This is a genomic window from Rhizobacter fulvus (assembly GCF_964020785.1).
Genome location: NZ_OZ224516.1, coordinates 3774238 through 3795723, shown reverse-complemented (window position 1 = coordinate 3795723; position 21486 = coordinate 3774238). Strand labels below are relative to the sequence as shown.

General features: G+C 70.1%; 21 protein-coding genes and 1 tRNA gene. 11 read left to right on the top strand and 11 right to left on the bottom strand.

Annotation, left to right across the window (positions count from 1 at the left end; translation table 11 throughout):
* Positions 1-43 precede the first annotated feature (43 nt).
* The 8 genes from ACWH49_RS18020 (at position 44) to ACWH49_RS17985 (ending at position 5912) form a co-directional block, all read left to right on the top strand.
* Positions 44-133: transfer RNA gene (locus tag ACWH49_RS18020), tRNA-Ser, on the top strand.
* 39 nt (positions 134-172) lie between these two features.
* The gene (locus ACWH49_RS18015; protein WP_448172707.1) at positions 173-2776 is read left to right on the top strand and encodes a 7TM diverse intracellular signaling domain-containing protein; all 2604 of its coding nucleotides are present in this window, start codon (positions 173-175) and stop codon (positions 2774-2776) included.
* Positions 2777-2886: 110 nt separating this feature from the next.
* Positions 2887-3027, top strand: coding sequence for a hypothetical protein (locus ACWH49_RS18010; protein ID WP_157615267.1), 141 nt, complete (start codon positions 2887-2889; stop codon positions 3025-3027).
* Positions 3028-3035: 8 nt separating this feature from the next.
* Positions 3036-3281: a hypothetical protein gene (locus tag ACWH49_RS18005; protein WP_448172706.1), complete on the top strand. Its 246-nt coding sequence runs from the start codon at positions 3036-3038 to the stop codon at positions 3279-3281.
* 128 nt (positions 3282-3409) lie between these two features.
* Positions 3410-3667, top strand: coding sequence for a hypothetical protein (locus ACWH49_RS18000; RefSeq protein ID WP_448172705.1), 258 nt, complete (start codon positions 3410-3412; stop codon positions 3665-3667).
* A complete protein-coding gene (locus tag ACWH49_RS17995) occupies positions 3664-3903 on the top strand; it encodes a hypothetical protein (protein WP_448172704.1) in 240 nt (79 codons plus the stop codon). Before ACWH49_RS18000 ends, ACWH49_RS17995 begins: the two co-directional genes overlap by 4 nt.
* A 162-nt stretch (positions 3904-4065) precedes the next feature.
* Positions 4066-4581, top strand: coding sequence for a hypothetical protein (locus ACWH49_RS17990; RefSeq protein ID WP_448172703.1), 516 nt, complete (start codon positions 4066-4068; stop codon positions 4579-4581).
* Positions 4582-4694: 113 nt separating this feature from the next.
* The gene (locus ACWH49_RS17985) at positions 4695-5912 is read left to right on the top strand and encodes a CaiB/BaiF CoA transferase family protein (protein ID WP_448172702.1); all 1218 of its coding nucleotides are present in this window, start codon (positions 4695-4697) and stop codon (positions 5910-5912) included.
* A 19-nt stretch (positions 5913-5931) separates the two neighbouring features.
* Here ACWH49_RS17985 and ACWH49_RS17980 read toward each other — a convergent pair whose 3' ends face one another.
* The gene (locus ACWH49_RS17980; protein WP_448172701.1) at positions 5932-6858 is read right to left on the bottom strand and encodes a J domain-containing protein; all 927 of its coding nucleotides are present in this window, start codon (positions 6856-6858) and stop codon (positions 5932-5934) included.
* Between the two features lie 101 nt (positions 6859-6959).
* On the opposite strand from ACWH49_RS17980, the gene ACWH49_RS17975 reads away from it, so the two are divergent.
* Positions 6960-7241, top strand: a complete 282-nt coding sequence (locus tag ACWH49_RS17975; protein ID WP_056462691.1) for a hypothetical protein — start codon at positions 6960-6962, stop codon at positions 7239-7241.
* Positions 7242-7271: 30 nt separating this feature from the next.
* Here ACWH49_RS17975 and ACWH49_RS17970 read toward each other — a convergent pair whose 3' ends face one another.
* Together ACWH49_RS17970 and aroQ are read right to left on the bottom strand one after the other, a co-directional pair.
* The gene (locus ACWH49_RS17970) at positions 7272-7664 is read right to left on the bottom strand and encodes a hypothetical protein (RefSeq protein WP_448172700.1); all 393 of its coding nucleotides are present in this window, start codon (positions 7662-7664) and stop codon (positions 7272-7274) included.
* Positions 7665-7769: 105 nt separating this feature from the next.
* Positions 7770-8210 carry a type II 3-dehydroquinate dehydratase gene (gene aroQ, locus ACWH49_RS17965; RefSeq protein ID WP_448172699.1) on the bottom strand — a complete coding sequence of 147 codons (441 nt, stop codon included), beginning with the start codon at positions 8208-8210 and terminating at the stop codon, positions 7770-7772.
* Between the two features lie 96 nt (positions 8211-8306).
* Between aroQ and ACWH49_RS17960 the strand changes: the two genes are divergently transcribed.
* Complete coding sequence (locus ACWH49_RS17960) at positions 8307-8675, top strand: hypothetical protein (RefSeq protein WP_056462674.1); 369 nt, start codon at positions 8307-8309, stop codon at positions 8673-8675.
* 4 nt (positions 8676-8679) lie between these two features.
* Here ACWH49_RS17960 and ACWH49_RS17955 read toward each other — a convergent pair whose 3' ends face one another.
* The 3 genes from ACWH49_RS17955 to ACWH49_RS17945 are packed head-to-tail and all read right to left on the bottom strand — an operon-like array spanning position 8680 to position 13011.
* Positions 8680-10308, bottom strand: coding sequence for a diguanylate cyclase (locus ACWH49_RS17955; RefSeq protein ID WP_448172698.1), 1629 nt, complete (start codon positions 10306-10308; stop codon positions 8680-8682).
* Positions 10309-10324: 16 nt separating this feature from the next.
* The gene (locus tag ACWH49_RS17950) at positions 10325-12583 is read right to left on the bottom strand and encodes a putative bifunctional diguanylate cyclase/phosphodiesterase (RefSeq protein WP_056462670.1); all 2259 of its coding nucleotides are present in this window, start codon (positions 12581-12583) and stop codon (positions 10325-10327) included.
* Positions 12580-13011 carry an Hpt domain-containing protein gene (locus tag ACWH49_RS17945; protein WP_448172697.1) on the bottom strand — a complete coding sequence of 144 codons (432 nt, stop codon included), beginning with the start codon at positions 13009-13011 and terminating at the stop codon, positions 12580-12582. The genes ACWH49_RS17950 and ACWH49_RS17945 overlap by 4 nt, the downstream gene beginning before the upstream one ends.
* A 452-nt stretch (positions 13012-13463) precedes the next feature.
* Here ACWH49_RS17945 and ACWH49_RS17940 point away from each other — a divergent pair, with 452 nt between their 5' ends.
* The gene (locus ACWH49_RS17940; RefSeq protein WP_448172696.1) at positions 13464-14519 is read left to right on the top strand and encodes a sensor histidine kinase; all 1056 of its coding nucleotides are present in this window, start codon (positions 13464-13466) and stop codon (positions 14517-14519) included.
* Between the two features lie 9 nt (positions 14520-14528).
* Here the strand turns inward: ACWH49_RS17940 and ACWH49_RS17935 are convergent, their stop codons facing one another.
* The 5 genes from ACWH49_RS17935 to flgK all read right to left on the bottom strand — a co-directional run bounded on the left by ACWH49_RS17935 (position 14529) and on the right by flgK (position 21476).
* Entirely contained in the window at positions 14529-15125 is a 597-nt protein-coding gene (locus ACWH49_RS17935) for an ANTAR domain-containing response regulator (protein WP_448172695.1), read from the bottom strand.
* Between the two features lie 130 nt (positions 15126-15255).
* Positions 15256-17079 carry a PAS domain-containing protein gene (locus tag ACWH49_RS17930; RefSeq protein ID WP_448172694.1) on the bottom strand — a complete coding sequence of 608 codons (1824 nt, stop codon included), beginning with the start codon at positions 17077-17079 and terminating at the stop codon, positions 15256-15258.
* Positions 17080-17091: 12 nt separating this feature from the next.
* Positions 17092-18297: an EAL and HDOD domain-containing protein gene (locus ACWH49_RS17925; RefSeq protein WP_448172693.1), complete on the bottom strand. Its 1206-nt coding sequence runs from the start codon at positions 18295-18297 to the stop codon at positions 17092-17094.
* 24 nt (positions 18298-18321) lie between these two features.
* On the bottom strand, positions 18322-19518 hold the full coding sequence (gene flgL / locus ACWH49_RS17920; protein WP_448172692.1) for a flagellar hook-associated protein FlgL: 1197 nt from the start codon (positions 19516-19518) through the stop codon (positions 18322-18324).
* Between the two features lie 17 nt (positions 19519-19535).
* Complete coding sequence (gene flgK / locus ACWH49_RS17915) at positions 19536-21476, bottom strand: flagellar hook-associated protein FlgK (protein ID WP_448172691.1); 1941 nt, start codon at positions 21474-21476, stop codon at positions 19536-19538.
* Positions 21477-21486 lie beyond the last annotated feature (10 nt).

The window sequence follows — 21486 nt, the reverse complement described above, 5'->3', positions numbered from 1 at the left end:
GTCTAGCGGGCGCTCGATACAATCGAGCCTCGCCGGTTTTCCGGGAAGCGTGGCCGAGCGGTTTAAGGCTGCAGTCTTGAAAACTGCCGTGGGGGCAACTCCACCGTGAGTTCGAATCTCACCGCTTCCGCCAGCCATCCTCCGGCGCCGCGGGGCACCCGACAACTGTCGGATGGTCCGGAACTCGCCCCGCCCCGATAGTGCCGCCCATGGGCCATGGCACCGTCGGCAACTGGGGCAACGTTTGGCAATACGGCTGGCCCGGATTCGCCGGGGCTTCGGGACCGTTCTTCTCTGGCTTGTCGCCCTGACAGGCTGGGCGGCCAGCGTCCAGGCGCAGGTCGCGCCGGCGGCACGCGCCGGCCCTCTGCGTTATCACGTCGACACGACCGGCCGACTCGATCTGCCGGCCGCCTTGGCCACCCCCCCCGCGTCGCAGTGGCAATCGATGTCCCCCAACGGCTCGCTGGGCTACCGGTCCGAGGTGATCTGGTTTCACACACAGTGGTCGATGCCGGTCGCGCCGGCCGGCCAGCGGTGGGTGCTGGTGATCGCCAACCCCGTGCTCGACGATGCGCAGGTCTGGGTGCAGGGGCTGGGACCGCAGGACGAGCCGGGGCCCTGGCACCACTGGGCGGTGGGCGACAAGCTGCCGTTCGACCAACGACCGCTGACGGCCCAGCACTTCGCGCTGCCCATCGCCAACCCGCCGGACGGCGCGCCCGCGTTCCGGACGCTGCGCGTCTACATCCGGGTTTCGACGACGAGTTCGATGCAGGTGCCGATGCGCCTGCTCGGCGTCGCGGACTTCGAGCAGAGCGAGCGCACGCGCGGCCTGCTGTTCGGCGCGTACGGCGGCCTGATGACCGGCCTGTTCATCTACAACCTGGTGATCTGGGCCGTGGTGCGCGAGCGGCAATACGGCTGGTACGTGGGCTGGATCCTCTGCTTCGCATTGTTCGTGCTGAGCCTGGACGGCTTCACCTTCCAGTACCTGTGGCCGCAGGCGACGCAGTGGAACGACCGCGTCCTCGTGCTGCTGCTCGGCACCGGCGTCGTGATGGGCAACTGCTTCATCAACGATTTCCTGCGCGTCGGCAGCGAGGCGCCGCCGCTGGCGCTCACGGCACCGCGCGAAGCCATGTGGCTGCTGCCGGCCGTGCTGGTCGCCACGTACCTGCCGTACAGCATCGGCATTCGCGCCGTCATCGCGCTGTCGCTGTCGCTCGTCGCGCGCGCGCAGATCATGATCGGCATCGCCGTCTTCCGCGGCAGCCGGCCGGCGCGCATCCTGATGGTGGCGTTCCTGTCGGTGTCGCTCGGTGGCGCGGTGCTCGCGACCCAACGCTTCGGACTCACCGACTACACCGCGCTGACGCAGCACTGGACCATGGTCGGCTCGGCGATCGAGGTCATCCTGCTGTCGCTGGCACTCGGCGAACGTCTGATCCATGCGCGCCAGCTGGCGGCGTCCGCGGTCAAGCTGGCCACGTTGAACGAGAGCCTGTCCGAGAGCAATGCCGCACTGACGACCTCGCGCCAGCTGGCCGAAGAGCGCCTGGCGGCACTGGTGTGCCTGCAGGACCGGCTGCGCCTGGACACTGAAGCGCGCGACCGCGAACGGCTGCGCTTCCTGGCCAGCGCGGTGCACGATCTGAAGCAGCCGCTGCAGGCCATCGGTGCGCTGCTGCTGCCGCTGGAGCATGCCGTGGCGCGGCACGACCAGACCCACGCGATGCAGATGCTGGGGCTCACGCGGCAAGCCACGCAGGGCATGTCCAACCAGCTGACCGCACTGCTGGACCTGTCGAGACTCGAATCGGGCATGGAGCCGACCAAGCTGCAGCCGCTGGTGCTGGCGGCGCTCGTCGATGACCTGTACCCGCAGTTCGAACCGCTTGCCCGCCGCCTGGGGGTCCGGGTCACGGTCGACATCCCGCCCGACCTGACCGTGCAATCCGATCCGCAGTTGCTGGCCCGCGTGATCAGCAACCTCGTGACGAACGGCATCAAGTACTGCGACACACGACGCGCGCCGCATTGTCGGGTCGCCTTGCGGGCCGAAGCCGGCGCCAGCGGGCCGACGCTGACCATCGCGGACAACGGCCTGGGCATTCCGGACGGCCAGTCGGCCAGCGGCGCGATCTACCGGCCGTTCTTCCAGGGTCACAACCACCTTCCCGAAGACATCAAGGGCGTGGGACTGGGCTTGTCGATCGTGACCGCAGCGATGCGGCTGCTGCCGCAACATCACCTTCGCCTGTCCAGCGCGCCGGACGAAGGCACCACGTTCACGCTGGTGCTGCCGGCGGCCGCAACATCCCCCGCGCCACCGATCAGACACGACGGGCAGGCGCCGGCGATCGCGCAGCAGCTGGCCGGCTGCTATGTGCTCGTGGTCGAAGACGACTACCTGGTGCGCGAATCTCTGGTCCACATGCTCCACGCGTTCCAGATCCTGACCGACGCCTACGCGTCGGCGGATGCATTGGAAGCGGACATCGACACCATCGAGCGCACCCCGGACGCGGTGCTCTGCGACTACCGGCTTCCGGGCGGACGCACAGCGCACGACGTCGCCGCGCTGGTCCTGAGCCGATTCGACCGCGTGCCTTTCCTGATGGTGTCGGCCGAGCGTCTGGAAGCAGCGGACTTCACCGGCATCGGCATCGTCGCGATCTGCGCCAAACCGATCGATGCGGGCGCCCTGATCGAAGCGCTGGCTGATTTGACGCGGCAATGTCTTACACAACCGACCTTGAAGGGGCAGGCTTGATTTGGTAGATTTTTCCCAAGATGGAAACTGTCGACCGAAGCCAACTGGTGTGGTGCGCCACCTTCGCGGCGCTTTATGCGTTCGAGACCCAAAACGATCGCCGTGCAGCGATGAAAGTCGCGCGGGCGGCCTACCCGAACGCCGGCGCGTCCACGCCTGCCGATGCCGTGCGCACGATGCTGCGCGGCACCCTGACCTGGCCGGCCAAGCGCGAGGATCAGCGCGAACGCTGGTCGACCTGGGGCGACTGACGGCGATGATGAAGCGCATCGAACTGTGGCTCTGGACCATCCGCGACGACCTCACCGGCAAGGTGCGGGTCACGCGTCACCGCATGACGGCGGACGACGCCGCATCCATCCACCCCGGCGCCGTGCGGGTGCCGGGCAGCCTGGAGTACCGCGATGTCGAGCAGTCGAAGGATGCCGAGTTGAGCGTCTCGATCGACGCCTGGATGCGTGGCGCACCCGCGCTGCCGGAGGCCGGCAGCACGGCCCGCGACTGACGGCGTCCGCATCCGTCGGGTCGCCCCCGGCATCTGTCCCCTGCACCTGCGGGGTCGCTCTGAGCCGTTCTCCTACAGCCTGATACGTGACAAACCGCTAAGGTCACGCCCAAGGAGTCGAGACGATCATGGGCACGGTGGGCGACAGGAACGAGTGGATGGCGGAGTTCGCGATGATGATCTCGCAGGAGGCAGGCGTCACGCTGCGCGACGCCACCGGCATGGCCCCGAGGTTCTTCGCCGAGCTGCGGAATTTCGAGCCGTCGGAAGCCGCCGCGATCGTCGTGTCGACCGGCCTGATCCGGCGCGAGGACCGCGGTCTGCGAAGCGTGCCGCCGCCACCGGCGTCGGCCGAGCGTCGTGGGCAGGCGCGGGCCGGCCCATGAGTGTCGGCCCGCCGCGCGACGAGTGGATCGATCGGTTCGCGACGCTGCTGGTGCAGCAGGCGCCAGTGACCACGCTGCAGGCGCAGGCCATCGCGCCGCGCATCTACCAGAGCCTGTTCGTGCTGCCGCCGGAAGTGGCGGCCAAGCTGGTCGTTCAGATCCGCATGCTGCGCAAGCCCGACCTCGAGGGCGGATGCGCATCGGAGCGGATTCGCGGGGATCGGCGCCGCACCTGAGCGCACCCGCCGCCGACCCCAGCTCGCACCGGCCGTGTTCTAAGACACACCTGTTTCACCGCTTGTCCGACAGGCGGCGCGCCGCCGCGCTGACAAGCGCGCGACGACCCGCGCCGTAGATTGGTTTCGGGCAGATTCCGCCCTCCATTCAAGGAGACAAGCATGGACAAGACCATCGACACCCAGGCCAATCGCGATCCGTTGACAGGCGCGCCGGGCTCGCATCCCGTGGGGACCGGCGTGGGCGCTGCCGTCGGCGGCGCCGCGGCAGGCGCGGCGACCGGCACGGTTGCCGGACCGGTCGGCACGATCATCGGGGCGGCCGTTGGCGCCATCGTCGGCGGCCTCGCCGGCAAGGGCGTGGCCGAGAAGATCGACCCGACGGTCGAGGACGATTACTGGCGCGAGAACTACACCGGCCGCCCGTACGTGCAGGCCGGTGACTCCTACGACGATTACGGCCCCGCTTACGGCTACGGCGTGTCGTCTTACCAGCGTCTGGCCGGCTCGACGTTCGAGGAGGCCGAGCCCGACCTCGCGCGCGGCTGGAACGACGCGCGCGGCCCGTCGACGCTCGAGTGGGATCGCGCGCGCGGCGCGGCCCGCGACGCGTGGACCCGCGTCAGCGACTCGATCGAGCGCGCCATTCCGGGCGACTCCGACCGCGACGGCAAGTAGTCTGCCGAGCCCCGCTGCACGTGTCCCGTGCAGCCCCTCGCCGCGCCGCGGTTCCCGCGTGGCGGGGTGTTCGGCGATGATCACGGCCCCGCCATCGCCGACGAGGTGTCGCCGTGTCCGCCATCCCTTCCCTGCCCCTGCCGCCGAACGCACTGCAGGGCCTGCGCGTCATCGAGATGGGCCAGCTCATCGCCGGACCGTTCGCGGCGAAGACGCTCGGCGATTTCGGCGCCGATGTCGTCAAGATCGAAGCACCCGACGGCGGCGATCCGCTGCGCCAGTGGCGACTGACGCAGGACGGCACCTCGGTCTGGTGGCAGGTGTCGTCGCGCAACAAGCGTTCGATCGCGCTGGACCTGCGGTCTGCCGAGGGCCAGGACATCGCGCGGCGCCTGGTCGCCGAAGCCGATGTGCTGGTCGAGAACTTCCGACCCGGCACGCTCGAGGGCTGGGGCATGGGCTGGGACGCGCTCTCCGCGCTCAACCCCGGGCTGGTGATGCTGCGCATCTCCGGCTACGGCCAGACCGGACCGTACCGCGACCTGCCCGGCTTCGGCGCGATCGGCGAGGCGATGGGCGGCCTGCGCTACCTGACCGGCGAGCCGGGCCGCGTGCCGGTGCGGGTCGGCGTGTCGATCGGCGACACGCTCGCCGCGTTGCACGGCACGATCGGCGTCCTTGCGGCGCTGTACCACCGCCGCGTCCACGGCGGCGCGGGCCAGGTGATCGACGTGGCCCTGCACGAGGCGGTGTTCAACGTGATGGAAAGCCTGGTGCCGGAGTACAGCGCGTTCGGCGCCGTGCGCGAGCCGGCGGGCAGCGCGCTGCCGGGCATCGCGCCCTCGAACGCGTACCGCTGCAGCGACGGGCATGTGCTCGTCGCCGGCAACGGCGACAGCATCTTCCGCCGCCTGATGGAGGCGATCGGCCGCCCCGACCTCGGCACCGCACCGGACCTGGCGCACAACCCGGGGCGGGTGGCGCGCGTGGCGGAGATCGACGCGGCGATCGAGCAGTGGACGCGCAGCCGCACCGTGGACGACGCGCTCGAGGTGCTCGCCCGTGCCCGCGTGCCCGCGGGCAAGGTCTACACCGCGAAGGACATCTGCGAGGACCCGCACTACCGCGCCCGGGACATGATCGTCACCCAGCGCACCCGCGATGGCCGTGACCTCGAGGTGCCCGGCGTGGTGCCCAAGTTGTCCGCCACGCCAGGCACCTTGCGCAGCGCTGCACCGCATCTCGGCGAGGACACCGACCGCGTGCTGGCGGAGATCGGCCTGTCGGCCGCGCAGATCGCTCAATTGCGTAGCCGCGGCATCGTCGCCTGAGCGAGCGGCGCGCTCGCCGTCAGAAGTCCGCTTCGCCGAGCGCGTAGGTCTGCATCGCGCCCTCGCCGGGCTGGTAGAGCCGGACGTGTGGCGTGCTGTGCTGGGTGCCCCGGTCGCTGCGCACCTCTTCGAGGATCAGTGCCGGCGAGCGCAGCAGGGCGCCGTTGGCGAGGTTGCGATAGCGCACGTCGTACGTGCCGGTCGTCAGGTGCAGGAGCGTGAAGCGGGTGCGCGCCAGCACGAGGAACGTGCGCACCGGCTGCGCGGTGACGCCGTCGAGCGAGAAAAGCTTGACGAACATGTCGGTGTCGTTGTTCGCGTTGTCGACCGTGATCTCGGACAGGCCGCCATCGTTGAGCAACTCGTACCCCGCGACGTAGCCGGACCCCGCCGGCCAGGGCTGGCCGTTCGGCGCGGTCGTCGGGCGCACGAATCCGGCGTTGCGCGCCGCCGCGTCGCGGGGCGTTGCCGCCAGATGCTGGCCGATCGTCGGCTCGAACAGGCCGCGCACGCCGCTGCCCAGCAGCAGCAGCGCCAGGGTCGCGGCGAGCGCGTACTGCCAGCGGTGGCCGAGGGCGTGGCCGCGCAGCCGATGCGCCTGGCGCGCGAGGCGCCGCGGCCAGTCGCGCCGCGGTGCGGCCGGGGCCGGCGGCGCCGCGGGACCGGCGGTCGTCGGCGAGTGCAGCGTGTGCGGGCTGCGCAGCGGACGCGCGCGCGGCGACTCCGCCTGCGCGATCCACGCGTCGTGCTCGCGGCGCCGGGCCGGGTCCGACAGCACCTCGTAGGCGACGTTGATCACCGACATCACGCGCTGCGCGTCCGCGACCCCGGCATTGCGGTCGGGGTGGTGCTTGCGGGTCAGCGCGCGGTATGCCGCGCGGATCTCGTCGGGCGAGGCATCGCGGGCGACCTTGAGGTTGTCGTAGTGGTTGTGAACCTTGGGCATGGGACAGGACCGGCCGAAGGCTGGACACCCGCGATCATGCCAAGTTTGCCCGGCCTGTTCGCAGCGGACCGGCCCCGGGGCCGATCGGCGAGAATGCGCCGATGATCGTTCGCATCGAAATCCACCGCGAAGGTGACGACTACGAATACCGCGTCCTTGCCGACGGCGACGTGCTGTTCGATGACGCCGGCTTCAGCTCGGTCGTGCATGCGCTGGTCGGCGCGGTCGAAGGGTTGCCGCCGGACGTGAGGGCGGTGGAGGTCGCATGCGGCGGCGTGGTCTCCGGCACCTACCCGCTCACGGTGCTCGCCAGCAGCGCCGCGCAGGTGGCTCAGCACGCGGTCAACACCACCGCCGCGGTCTACGAAGCGCTGCAGAACTAGCTCGCGCGGCCGGCGCGCCGCCGAGCCGGGTCAGCGTCGGACCCAGCCGCCGCCGCGCAGGTGCCAGTGGCCGCCTTGCTGAACCCAGGCATGCGGTCGCCAGCCATAGCCGGCGCGGGGATGCTCCCAGCGGCCCGGCACCCAGGCATGCCGGCCGCCGCGCCAGCCCCAGTAGCCGCCGATCCAGATCGCTCCCGCGAACGGGATCGCCGGCACGACTTCGACATACGGCGCCGGCGGCGCCACGTCGACGACGACCTCGTCGCCGTCCGACGGCACCGGCTGGCCGTAGCCGGTCTGCGGCTGCGGGTAGGCCGGGGCGGGTTGGGCGTACACGACGCGCCGCGCCGGGTAAGGCGCCACGACGCAGGCGGTCAGCAACGAGGCGGCGAGCGGGAGGATCAGCAGTCTCGGGTTCAGCATGGTGAATCTCCGTGGGAGGATGGCGGCCGCACGCGTCGGCCCATCCCTCCTAACTGCCGAGTGCCGGCCCGGGCTGACGCCGGCGCGCCGCCTTTACAGAAATTTTCAGGCGCCGAAGCGATCGATCGCGGCTTCGACCGCCATCGCATAGCCGCGCACGCCGAACCCGATGACGATGCCCGCGGCCAGTTCAGACAGGTACGAATGATGGCGGAACGACTCGCGGCGGTGCACGTTGGACACGTGCACCTCGAAGAACGGCAGCGCCACGCCAGCGAGCGCATCGCGCAGCGCGACACTGGTGTGGGTCAGGCCGCCCGGGTTGATGACGATCGCGCGCGTGCCGTCGAGCCGGGCCGCGTGGATGCGGTCGATCAGCACGCCCTCGTGGTTGCTCTGCAGGCACGCGACGGTCGCACCGCGCGCCGACGCGACGGCCGTGACCATCGCCTCCACGTCTGCCAGCGTCTCGCGCCCGTAGACCTCCGGTTCGCGCGTGCCCAGCAGGTTGAGGTTCGGTCCGTTGAGCAGCAGGATCTGGGTCATCTCGGGTCTCGCGGTTTCTGGAGCCGGCATTGTCGCAAAGCGCGATCTCCGGGCGCCCTGTAACATCGTGCTATCACATCAGGGGGTGAACGCGGCATGCTGAAGTACATCGCGACCATGGGCGGGGTGGGCCTGGCGGTGGCGTTCGTGGTCGTCTTCTTCATCGGCCGCACGGAGTCGAAGCACCTGACCGAAGTCGCGCCCCGCGTCGGCATGAGCTACGAGGATCTGATGGCGATGGGCCCGCGCGTGGCGGCGTCCAGCGGCGTGACGCTCGGGAGTTCCCGACATGTGGTGTACCTGCTCGCCTGCAGCGGCCTGTCCGGCAAGAACGTGCTGGAAGCGCAGGCTTCCGAGGCCGCCCGACTGGCCCGCAAGGACCGCCTGAGCGACCGCGAGGCCGTGGTCGCCGTGCTCGCCCAGGCGCGCGCCGGCGTCAGCGCCTCGGAACTGAAAGGCTGCTGAGGCCTCAGCCGACGCAGGTGCGGTTCTTGCCGCTGCGCTTGGCCTCGTACAGGCCCTGGTCGGCGCGCTCGAGCGCGTCCTCGATGCGTTCACCCGCGCGGTAGGCGGTCACACCGGCCGAGAAGGTCACGAAGACCTGTTTCTGCTCGTGCATGAACAAGCCGCCCGTGAGGGACCGCTGCAGGCGCGTCAGGATCTGCTGCGCTTCATCGAGCGGCGTGTCGGGCAGCAGCACGACGAACTCCTCGCCACCGTAGCGGGCCACGTGGTCGGTCGGCCGCAGCGTCTTGCTGACGACGGCCGCCAGCGACTTGAGCGCCTCGTCGCCCGCGCCGTGGCCGAGCTCGTCGTTGAGCCGCTTGAAGTTGTCGATGTCGAGCAGCCCGACCGCCAGCGGCGTGGCCGATCGCTCCAGGCGCGCGCGCTCGGCATCGAATGCCTGCATGAGCCCGCGTCGATTCGCGATCTGGGTCAGCTGGTCGGTCGAGACCTCGTTCGACAGGCGCTGCATCTCGGATTCGAGCTCGTTGACGCGTTGCGTCAGCCCCTGCGCCTTGCCGTGCTCGGCCTGAAGGCGCGCCTGCGTCTGCTGCACCAGCGCCTGCACGGTCCGGCTCTCCTCGACCATCTCGCGCACGACGCCGGTCAGGCTTTCGAGCGTGTCGGCCTTCCCGATCACGTCGGCATAGCGGCCGACGCTGTCGTGGAAATGGCCGGTCTGCGAGCCGAGCTCGTCGAGCTCGCTGAGCATGCGGTTGATCAGGCCCTTCAGCGAATCGCGGGCCCGCTCGCGCTCCTCGCGCAGTTGGCCTTGCCGCGCGCGCGTGTCGCGCAGCAGTTCGCTGACCGCGCGAATCCCGCGGGCCGACAAGCCCTCGTCGATCTTGACCTGCATCGCCTCGCACTGGCCCTGCGCCCAGCTGTCGTTCTCGGCCAGGTCCGTGAGGCTGGCAGTCAGCTCGCCGCACAGCGCGCCGAGCTGATCGACCAGGTGGTGCCGGTGCTGCAGCACCGGCACCGCGCGTCGACACAGCGCCTCCAGGTCGTCGATAAAGTCGGGCGTCGCGCCGACCTGATCGATGCGCTCGGTGATTGCGGCCAGCGCCGCGGCGATCTCGTGCGGGGCCTCGTCCTGGGGCGGCAGCGCGAACTGCACGGTCCCACCGAGCGCCTGCAGCGCGCGGCCCCAGGGCGGCATCGTCACACCGGGCTCGAGTGGCGCGGGGGCCGTGGGCAGCGGCTCGAAGAGCGTCTCCTGCGGTTCGGCACCGGCCTCGACGGGAGCGGGTTCGGAATCCCAGCTCGCGAACAGCTGCGTCAGGCGCTGCTGCAGTCGGCGGGCATCGCTGCGGCTGCCGTCCAGCACGCGTTGCAGGCTGTCCTTCTTGCGCGCGGCCGTCCAGCCCTTGCTGCCGCGTTCGATGCCGCGCACCGCGCGCTCGATCAGGGTCGCGATGACCGCGCCTTCGGCCACCGGCACCGGCGGTTCGCCGGCCTCCTGGCGCCAGGCGCGGGCGTAGTTCTCGGGCGTCGGCTCGAGCTTGTCCAGGGCCAGTCGCCGCAGTGCGGCCTTGGCCAATTGGGCATTGTCGGGAGCGGCGCCGGAGAGCGCAGCGGGTCGTGTCGCTTCCATGGCGAAACCGGCCCGGTCAGACCGCGGGCTTGATGCGCGGATCGCGGCCCTCGGCGAAGCGCAACACCTCGGCAATCTCCGCGTCGCCGGCCTTGCCGATCCAGGGCGCCTTGCGCGGCAGGATGGTCTGCTGCAGCCAGGTCTCGATGTCCTCCGGCGGCTGCGGGCGACTGAACAGGAAGCCCTGCATCACGCCGCAGCCGAGGCGATGCAGCACCTCCATCTGGCGCAGGTTCTCGACGCCTTCCGCGATCACGCGCAGGCCGAGCGAGCGCGCGAGCGCGATGATCGCGGTGACGACGGCCGAGCTCTGCGGCGTCATGCCCAGGTCGCGGACGAAGCTGCGGTCGATCTTCAGTTCGCTGATCGGCAGCGTGGTCAGGTAGGCGAGGGACGAGTAACCGGTGCCGAAATCGTCGATCGAGATCTCGACGCCGATCTCGTTGAGCCGGTGCAGCGACGGGATCACGTTCTGCAGGTCCTTCATCAGGCCCGTCTCGGTAATCTCCAGCTCGATCGCGTGGTGCGGCACGCCGTAGGTCGTGACCGCGTTGTGGATGTACTCGACCAGGTCGGTGCGCTCGAACATGCGGTTCGGCAGGTTGACCGCGATCGAGTCGGCGAAGCCGAAGCTGTCCTGCCAGACGCGCGCCTGGCGCGCTGCCTCGCGGATCGCCCATTCGCTGAGCGGCACGATCAGGCCGGTCTCCTCGGCCATCGGGATGAAATCGCCCGGCGGCACGAGCACGCCGTTGCGCCGCCAGCGCATCAGCGCCTCGGCGCCGACCATCTTGGCGCCGCGCACGTCGACCTTGGGCTGGTAGTGCAGCACCAGTTCGTCGCGTTCGATCGCCTTGTGCAGTGCGCTTTCGAGCTCGAGCTTCTCGCGACCCTGACCGGCCAGCGCCGGGCGGTACAGCGACGCCGAATTGCGCCCGGCCGACTTGACCGAGTACATCGCGACGTCCGAATTGCGCATCAGGTCCGCGACCGACAGGCCGTCGCGCGGGTACAGCGCGATGCCGACGCTGGCGGTCACGAAGCACTCCTGCCCACCGACGAAGATCGGCTCGCGCATCAGGTCGAGGATGCGCGAAGCGACGCGCTCGGCATCGCGCTCGTCCGCGACCTCGGGCAGCAGCGCGACGAACTCATCGCCGCCCAGGCGCCCCACCGCCTCGAGCGAACGGTGCGAGCGCGAGCCGAGCGATTCGATCGAACTCTCGGTGACCTGGTCGGAGTGGCGCACGCACGAGCGCAGGCGCCGTGCCACCTCCATCAGCAGTTCGTCGCCGGCGCCGTGGCCGAGCGTGTCGTTGATGATCTTGAAGCGGTCCAGGTCGATCAGCAGCAGCGCCACCTGGTGATTCAAGCGGCGGCCGTGTTCGAGCGCGCGCTCGGCGCGCCAGATCAGCTGGCGCCGATTCGGCAGGCCGGTCAGCACGTCGAAGTTCGCGAGGTGGCGGATCTTGTCTTCGGCGAGGCGCCGGTCGGTCACGTCCTGCACGATGCCGGAGTAGCCGATCAGGTTGCCGTGCTCGTTGAATTCGGGCTCGGCCTCGACGTGAACGATGCGCTGGCGGCCGTCGTGCAGCGTGGCCGGGATGTCGGTGGCGAGCACGGTGCTGTGCTTCATGACCTCGTGCAGCACCTGCATCAGGCCGCGTCGGTCGTCGTCCGACAGCATGCGCAGCAGCGGGCGGAACGCCAGGTTGTCGTTCGGCCCCAGGCCGAACACCCGCAGGCCCTCGACCGAGAACACCGGACCGCCATGGTCGCGCCGCCAGTCGAAGCTGCCCATGCGCGCCAAGTCCTGCGCGCGCGCCAGACGCGACTTGCTGCGCTCGAGTTCGACCCGGGTTCGCGAGGCGCGCAACAGGTAGCGCAGGCGCCCGGCGAGCAGGCTCCATTGCGTGGATTTGACGAAGAAGTCGGTGGCGCCGGCCTCGTAGGCTCGGGTGATCGAGGCGTCGTCGTCGAGGCCGGTCAGCATCAGCACCGGCAGCGACTCGAAGCCGGGCAGCACGCGCAGTTCGCGGCAGGTCTCGAACCCGTCGAGGCCGGGCATCAGCGCGTCGAGCACGACGACGTCGGGCAGCCACTGGGCCAGGATCGTGATCGCCTGCTCGCCGCTGCTGGCTTCGGTGATCGCGAAACCGCGTTCGCGCAGCGCGATCGACGTGAGCAGCAGGTTGACCTCGTCGTCGTCGACCAGCAGCACCTTCGGCTGCTCGGGCAGGTCGTCGTCGGCGGCGCCGATCGGGCGCGAATTCACCCGCGGTCTCCCAGGCGCACCGAAATGGCACGGACGGTGTCGTCGAGCGCGACATCGAGCGCATCGAGCTTGGCGTGGAGTTCGGCGGCCGGATCGAGACGGATGGCGGTCTCGATCTCCGCGCACAGTTGCGACAGGCGCATGGCGCCGATGCTCGCCGATGACGACTTGAGCGTGTGCGTGACGAGCCGGATCGCGGACCGGTTGTCGGCGGCCCGGCCTTCGGACAGCTGCGGCCGCAGGCGCGTCACCGACGTCTGGAAGGCTTGCAGCACGCGCTCGAGCAGGCGATTGACGCCACTGGGGTCGAGTTCGGCCAGCCGCGCGAGCGCCGCCGGGTCCAGGACCGACGCCGGCGCTCCGCCACTGCCGGCAGCGCTGCTGTCGGGCGCGAGCGCCTGAAACGGCCGGTTCAGCATGGCGAGCATCTGCCCTTGACGCAACGTGTTGAAAGGATGGTCATCGAAATCCGGTTCGCGACACCGCCGGGAACATCGTTCCCCATCTTCTTGAGGTCGAACGGTACCAGTTCGAATTGTCCACTACGGAGACAAGTACGGCCATCCAGCATGCCAGACGCGGGGACCACGTGCCTGCGCGGGCGTCCCGGGATGCCGGTGACACGTGTTCGCGCCCCCGCAGTGTCTGCAATGGCCAACACTTTCGGAGCCGTGGGATGGGAGGGAAGGCGCGGCGTCATGGTCGGGCAGCGGGGCAGGCAGAGCGCGTCGACGTCATCGGGCAGGGGGCCGCAGGGGCGCAGGCTCGCGGCAGGTGCGAGGTGTTCCACGATTTCGGCCGCTGGCCGCCGAACTTGACCCGCACTGTTCCGTCTCGTTGCAGTCGGGGGTGGCAAAGCGGCCTCCGTACAATGTTTCGCATGACTCGTCCCCCCACCGACGGAGCCGCCGATCGGGTCTGGCTCTGGCGCAGCGGCGCCGACCACCGGCTGAGTTCGGTGCAGCTGTTGCAGGGTGCGCCGTCGGCCGGGTCCGACCCGGGCACGCTGCCCGCCGCGTTGTGGGAGCGCTGCGCCACCGATGACCCGGAAGCGCTGCGTGCTCGCCTGGATGCGGCGCAGCCGATCGAGGCGCTGCCGGTCCGCTTCGCAGGCCTGGCTGCCGAAGGTCGCGCCGGGCTGCTGGACGGGCGGGCCCTGCGGGATGCCGACGGGCGTTTCGCGGGCTACCACGGCACGTTCCGCGAGGACACCGGGGCTGCCGGTCCCGGGCCAGCCCCGAAGCCGCCGTCGGCGCCGGACAGCGACTTCTTCACCCACGCGATCTCGCACGACCTGCGCGCGCCGATCCGCGTCATCGAAGGGTTCACGAAGATCATCAAGGAAGACTACGGACCGCTGCTCGACCGCGTCGGCAACGATCACCTCGAACGCGTCCTGGGCGCGGCGACGCGCCTGAGCGGCATGATCGACGCGCTGCTCGCGCTGTCGAAGCTGTCGTCGCAGCCGCTCACGCCGCAATCGGTGAATCTCTCGCAGCTGGCCGGCTGCGTGGCCGACGACCTGCGTCGCTCCGCGCCGACGCGCGAGGTGGAGATCGCGATCGAGCCCGGCCTGCAGGCCCTGGGCGACCCGGCGATGCTGCGCACACTGCTCGACAGCCTGCTCGGCAACGCCTGGAAGTACACCGCCAAGACGCCCCAGGGCCGCATCGACTTTGGCCGACATGCGCACCTGCCGGACACCTTCACGGTTCAGGACAACGGCGCCGGCTTCGACATGCGTTTCGCCGACCGGCTGTTCGGCGTGTTTCAGCGCCTGCACAGCGCGAGCGACTATCCGGGCGCCGGCGTCGGACTGGCGGCGGCGCGCCGCATCGTCGGTCGCCACGGCGGCACCGTGTGGGCCGAGGGCGAGGTCAACCGCGGTGCGCGGTTCCACTTCTCGCTGCCCCGGGGCGGCACCGCCCCGGTCTGACGGCGCGGATCAGGCCGCGACGGGCAACGCGAGCATCTCGACCGCGCGCACCAGGCGCCGGGCGTGTTCGTCCAGCGACAGCCGCTCGGCCGCCGCCATGTGGCGGAGCTGTTCGAGCGCGGTTTCGCGGGCCAGCGAATGGCGGTGCATCAGCACGCCGACCGCCATCAGCACCTCGGGCGAGCGGACCGCGTCGGAAGCCGGCGCCACAGGCGTGGCCTGGCGCGCCGACCGCAACTGCGCCAGCGCCTGCGCCACGGCAGGCAGGATCTGGCGGATGTCCAGCGGCTTGGTCAGGCAGGCGATGGCGCCCAGCGCGGCCGCCTGCGCGGTGGTGTGGGCATCGCAGAACGCCGACAGGAACATGAACGGCACGCGGCTGGTCTGCCGCAGGCAGGCGGCGACATCGAACCCGCTCATGCCCTGCATGCGGATGTCCAGCAGCGCCAGATCGGGTCGATGCTCGCGTGCGAGCAGGATCGCGTCGTCGCCGTTGTCGGCGTCGATGACCCGGTAGCCTGCCTGGGACAACCCGTGCGCCAGGGTGGCCAGGACCAACCGGTCGTCGTCGACGACCAGGATCGTGTCGGAATCGTCATTTGTCATGTGCGAGTCGATTTTCGGCGATGCCACGAACGAGGCGCAGCGTGACGTTTCTGCAAGCGATGCGTAGGTGCCGAAACGCCGTGCGGTTCATCACGACAGGTCGCCACCGCGCGGGTGAATTTGCAATCGTTTACGGATGGTCAGTGGAAACGATGCAGGGCGGGCGAAGTACGAGCATCGCGACGACCCGCTCGGCCCGCTGCTCCAGCGTCAGGTGGGCACTGCGGCGCGGCAGCAGCGCACGAACCAGCCCGAGCCCGGAAACGCCACCCGGCACGCGCGCCAGGCTGAAGCCGGGCGCGAGGGTGGCCGGATTCGAGATCACCACCTGCAGGACGTCGTCGCTGGCCGTCAACGCGCAGGCCAGTTCGGCGCCGGCGGACGGCGTGCAGTGCTTGATCGCGTTCGTCAGCAGCTCGTTCAGCGTCAGCGCGATCGGGATCGCCTCGGCCTCGGGCAGCGCCCAATGCGCCAGCGTCGCGCCGCCGACCTCGACGCGGATCGAACGCCCGAACGTGCGCTGCACCGACGCGGCGATCGCCTCGACCACCTGCGTCAACTGCAGCGGCCCGCCCTGCCCCACCTGCAGCCCGTAGACCTGCGCGATCGCGTGCACCTGGCTGACGACCTCGGCGATCGGCTCGGCGACCTCGGGCTTGCGTTGCGCAATTTGTTCGAGGAGGCCGGCCACCCCTTGCAGGTTGTTCTTGATGCGGTGATGGACCTCGCGCACGAGCATCTCGCGCTGCTCGATCGCCGCCGCAAGGCGGGCTTCCTGCGCCGCACGTTGCTCGGTCACGTCGGTCGCCACGGTCAGCAGCTGGTCCGGCGGCGCACCGAGGTGGCTGGCGAGCGGCAGGTAGCGCGTGTCCCAGATGCGGACCGCGCCGTCGCGCTCGACGCGGTATTCCCTCGTCGTCACCTCCGACGCGGCGAGCGCGTGCTGCATGTCGGCCCGCTGCTGCGCCGCGACTTCGGGGGCATGGGTTTCCTCCGGCGTGCAGCCGATCAGCCCGCCGGGTGCGTCGTGCGCGTTCGCGGCCGCGACGGCATTGACCTGCAATACCCGCAGGCTCTGCGCGTCGCGCAGCGCGATCGCGAGCGGCGCCGCCTCGATGATGCGCTGCAGTTGCGCCTGGGCCTGCGACATGCGTGCCTCGGCGTCGCGCCGCCGTTCGATGTCGAGCAGTGCGTAGGTCAACTGGCGATCGCCGGCATCGCGTGCGGTCGAGACGACGTTGCCGACGACCCAGAACTGGCGGCCGTCGCGCGCCTGGAGCCGGCATTCGAAGGTCTCGGTCTCGCCTTCGACCAGCCCGCCCCAGGCGTCGGTACGCCGCAGCGGGTGGTCGGGTTCCGCGGTCGCGACCGTCGAGATCGGCAGGTTCACGAACGTCGCCAGGTCGCCGCCGAACATCCGCCGAGCCGAGCGGTTCATCCACTCGATGCCCTGCGCGCCGACGGTGACGATGCCGACCAGTGCCGAATCCAGGATCGCGCGCGTGCGCTCGGCCTGCCGCGCGACGGCGTGCTCGGCCCGATGCCGCGCATCGACATTGACGAACGACGCGATCGTTTCACCGCCGGGTTCGCCGGCGACGACCGCGCGCTGGCTCGCCTGCACCCACAGCACACGGCCCTCGCGGCAGTGCAGCGGCCGTTCGCCGCGCCAACCGCCATCGGCCTCCGGAGCGGCCTGGGCGAACAGGTCGGCCAGGCGCACGCCGGCCAGTTCGTCCGCGCGGCAGCCGACCAGATCCGCCAGCGCGGCGTTGGCCCGCTGGATTCGATCGTCGCGAACAAAGGCGATGCCGACGCCGGGCAGGTCGAACATCAGCTCGCAATCGCGCGCGAGGCGGGCGAACGCCCGCTCGCGCTCGCGCCGAGCGGCTGGCCCCAGATCGCGAAGCCGCCGCCACGCCGCGGCGCCGAACCACGGCCGGTCCGATGCCATGCTCAGGCCAGGTTATTCCAGCTCGCTGGCGGACATCAACGCGCGCAACTCGGCGCGGTTGATCTCGCTGACGCTCATCATCAGGCGGTCGGCCGCCTCGCGGAAGTCGAACAGCGCCTCGTTCTCGATCGCCTGCACGAGCTCCACGTAGGGCTGGTACGGCCCCTCACCATCGGCCAGCGCCTGGCGCACCCGCTCGGGCACCGGGATCGATTCGAGCAGTTTCGAGAACGGCTGCTGGAACATCCGGTCGAGCAGCGAGAACACGCCACAGATGAACATCTCGTTGCGCATCTCCTCGTCGCCGCTGCCGCGCACCAGCTCTTCCATCAACAGCCCGCGGCGCACCGCCGCGAACATCACCGGCTTCAGGTTCACGTCCTTGCTGGCGGTGGCCAGCAGCAGCGCGAGCCAGCGCTTCAGGCGCTGGTAGCCGAGCATCATGATCGCGTGGCGGAACGAGCTGATCTCGACGCGCAGGCCGAACGCCGGCGAATTGATGTAGCGCAGCAACTTGAATGCCAGCGCAGGATCGCGCTTGAGCGTGGTCTCGAGCTTCTCGATCGGCTCTTCCTTGTCGACCTGGCGAATCAGCTCGGCGATGGTCTGCATGCCGGGCGCTGCCACGGCCTGCCCGCTGCGGGCGGCGGTCGTCGTGACGGCATCGTCGATCGGCCAGCCGAGCACGGCCTCGGCGCCGCGCGCGAACGCGCCTTCCATGTCGGCCACCGTGCGCACGCCCGACTGCACGTGCGCGATGCTGCGGGTCACGCCGGTCGGCGCATGCGGATCGTTCACGCGCCGGTCGTCGGCGATGTCGATGATCGAATACTTGAAGCACGGCAGCACCGCGCGCGGCAGCTCCTTCAGCGGGCGGCCCTTCAGCAGCAGCGTGCTGCCGTTCTTGTGCAGCGCGACCAGCGCGTCGACATTGGCCTCGTCCGCGGCCATGAACGCGGGCACCTCGACCATCAGGTTGGCCGTCGGCTGAGCGAGCAGCAGTTCCTGCAGCAGGCTCTCGCTGACGAGATTGAGCGACACGCGCGCGCCGCTCGCCGGCCAGACATTGCCGACCTCGTGCAGCAGCTGCCCGACATCCAGCACCGCATCGGGCCGCAAGGGGAACACGGTCAGGCGGGTGGCGGTGACGGCGCGCTGGCGGTCGATGAACGGTGAATAGCCGAGGGCGACCTGCCCCAGGATCGTGATGTCGCTCATGCCACCGGCTCGCGAAGATTCATGTCACGTGTTGAGATAGTTGAACAGCGACAGCCGCTGCACCATCGAATAGGCCTTCAGGGCCGCATCGTAGCCGGTCTGCTGGTTCGAGAAGTCGGAGATCGCCTGCGTCATGTCCAGGTCCTCGGCGTGGGCGCGTTCGGTCTGGCTCGACAGCTTCAGCGCCGACAGGCGCTCGGTCACCGCGTCGACGCGGTTCATCGTCGCGCCGACCTGGCTGCGGCCCGCCGCGACCTGGCCCATCACCGCATCGATGTTCGCCAGGTTCTCGACGTTCGATTGGGCGATCTGCGTGCCCGTGCGGCCGGGCGTCTTCAGCTCGGCGATGGCCTTGTCGAGCGCGTCGAACACGCTGAGGTTCGAGCTCGACGGCGCAAGCTGGAATGCATCGCCGTCGGCCGGCTGGCCGGTGACCTTGGTCGACATGCCCTCGACCTGGATTGCCTGGCCGCTGCTGTAGGCGACATTGGTCTGTGACGTCGGCAGGCCGTCCTTCAGGACCGAGTAGGTGGTGCTGGCGCCGCTCACGCTGAACTGCAGGCTGTAGGTGGAACCGGTCAGCGCCGACGGATCGATCACGTTGCCGGAGTCGATCCATGCGCTGCCGGTGCTGGTGACGGCGCTGGCAACGAACACGCCGTTGCCGTTGCGCGCCTGCATCCAGGTCGATTCGCCGTCGATGGTCAGCGGCAGCGCATCGCTGCTCGCGGCCTGCGTCTGGCCCGACGCGCCCTGGAACTGCACGCCGCCGGGCAGGTCGGTGAACGGCGCCTGGATCGCGCCCTGGCCACCGAACAGGTGGATGCCGGCGCTGTCGGTGCGGTTCGCCACCGCGAGCAGCTGCGCCCGCAGGTCGGCGAGCTGGTTCGCGACGCCGAGCCGCTCCTTGTCGCTGAAGGTCGGATTGCCGGCCGAAACCAGCGCCTCGCGCGCGGTCTGCAGCAGGTCGCCGGCGTCGCCGAGCGCACCTTCGGTTAGGCGCATCGCGTTGTCGCTCGCATCCACGGCCCGCTGGCTGGCGACGCTGCGCCGCTCCGACGCCAGTGCGCGCTCCGCGCGCGCCGCGGCGGCCGGGTCGTCGCTGGCGCGGTTGACGCGCTTGCCGGTCGTCATCTGTTCCTGCGTCTCGGCCAGCCGGGACTGGCGGTCCATCAACGAGTCGAGCGACGTGTTGTAGCTGTTGGTGGTGCTGATGCGCATGGGGGTGTCCGTCTCGTTCAGCGGGCTGCCGTCTGCAGGATGGTGTCGAAGATCGACTGTGCGACCTGGAGGATCTTGGCGGCGGCCTGGTAGCTCTGCTGGTACTGGATCAGCTTGGCGGCTTCCTCGTCGAGGTTGACGCCGGCCTTGTTGGCCCGTGCCGACTCGGCCTCGCTTGCGGTCGCGCTCGAGATCGAGGCCGCCGTCTTGCCGCCCTGCACGCGCACGCCGATGTTGGCCAGTGCGCTCGCGTACGCGTCGGTGATCGACTGCGCCGGCGCACTCGTGCCGGCGCCGCCGGCCGACGCGACGATGCCCTGGTCGGCCAGGCGCGCGAACGCGAGTGCATTGCCGTTGTTCGAGCCGACCGACACGGTCGGCACGACGCCGAGGGTGTCGCCGCTCTTCGGCACGCCGTTCAGGTTCAGCGCGAAGCCGTTCAGCGTGATCGGGCTGCCGGCCGTCCAGGTGCCGGTGCCGGAAGAGCCGTCGCTCATCGTCCACGCGTAGTCCCCGGTGGCGGAGGTGAACGTGATCGCGGTGCTCAGCGTGCCGTCGTAAGCGGGATCGACCGCGCTGAGCGACGCGATCGTCGCGGTGCCGGCGTTGTTGATGCCGGTGCTGCCGGTGAACGGCGCCGCAGCCGCCAGGCCCTTGGTGCTGCCCAGCACGCTTTGCATGCTCTGCGCGGCGTTGCCCACCGGCTGCAGCAGGAAGCGGTCGCCGTTCGCGGCGGTGCCACCGGTGAGCTGCAAGGTGATGCCGTCGAGTTGCACGCCGGCCGTCAGTTGCGCCGGCGTGTAGGGGCTGCCGGCCACCGCGGTGTTGTCGCTCAGGCGCGTCAGCGAGTAATTGGTACCGTCGAATGCGAGTTCGTAGTCGCTCGCCTGCACCTGGGACGAATCGTCGATCGTGATGCCGAGCACGGCCGTGCCGGTGTTCGCGCGCGCATCGAGCACGCGCGGCGCGCCGACCGCGAAGATCGGGGCGCCGGCGCCAGAAGGCTGGCCCAGGTCGAGGCCGAGCGCCTGCTGGCCGTTGATCGCGCCGCTGAGGCCGGCGGCCATCTGGCCCAGCAGGTTGTTGGCAGCCGTCAGGTCCTCGTTCTGGAACCTCAGCAGGCCGGAGAGCGATCCGCCCGCCAGGCTGTCCGGCGGGATGATCCGGTCGAAGCCGCCCTCGGCCATCGTGAGCATCACCTTGGCCGGGTCGAAGGTGTCGGGCACCGCCTTGACCGTGTTCGCCTTGGCGCCCAGCACGAGGTTCTGCCCGCCACCGATGAACAGCCCCACGCTGCCGTCGTCGGCCTGGATGGTGGTGACGTTGATCGTGCCCGCGATCTGGCTGACGAGCCGGTCGCGCTCGTCCAGCAGCTGGTTCGGCGGCTGCCCGGCGCCCTGCAGCGCGGCAATCTGCTCGTTGAGCTTGGCGACCTGCTGCGCCATCGTGTTCAGGCCCGCGACCGAGGTCTTCACGTCCTGCGTGACGCCGGCCTGCAGCGCGCCGAGCTGGTCGGCCGCCGCGCGGAAGCGCGAAGCCAGATCCTGCGCCTGGCTCAGCACGACCTGGCGCGCCGACGAATCGGCCGGGTTGTTGGACAGGTCGACGAACGAGTTCAGGAACTCGCCGGCGGCGTAGCCGACGCCCGTGGTGCCGATCGGAAAGACGTTCTCGAGCTGCGTGAGCTTGTCCACCCGCGCCGCGTCGGCCGCGGCCACCGAGCCGGTGCCGACGGCCTGGTTGGTCAGGTACTTGTCGTACGAACGCGAAACGGTCGTCACGTCGACACCGCGGCCGAAGAAGCCCGAACCGGTGAACTGCCCCGGCGCATCGGCCAGCACCGTGGTCTGGCGCGAGTAGCCGGCCGTGTTCGCGTTGGCGATGTTGTTGCCGACGGTCTGCAGCGCGGCGTAGCTCGCGAACATCGCGGTCTTGCCGATCGACATCAGGACGCTCATCGCAGGCCTT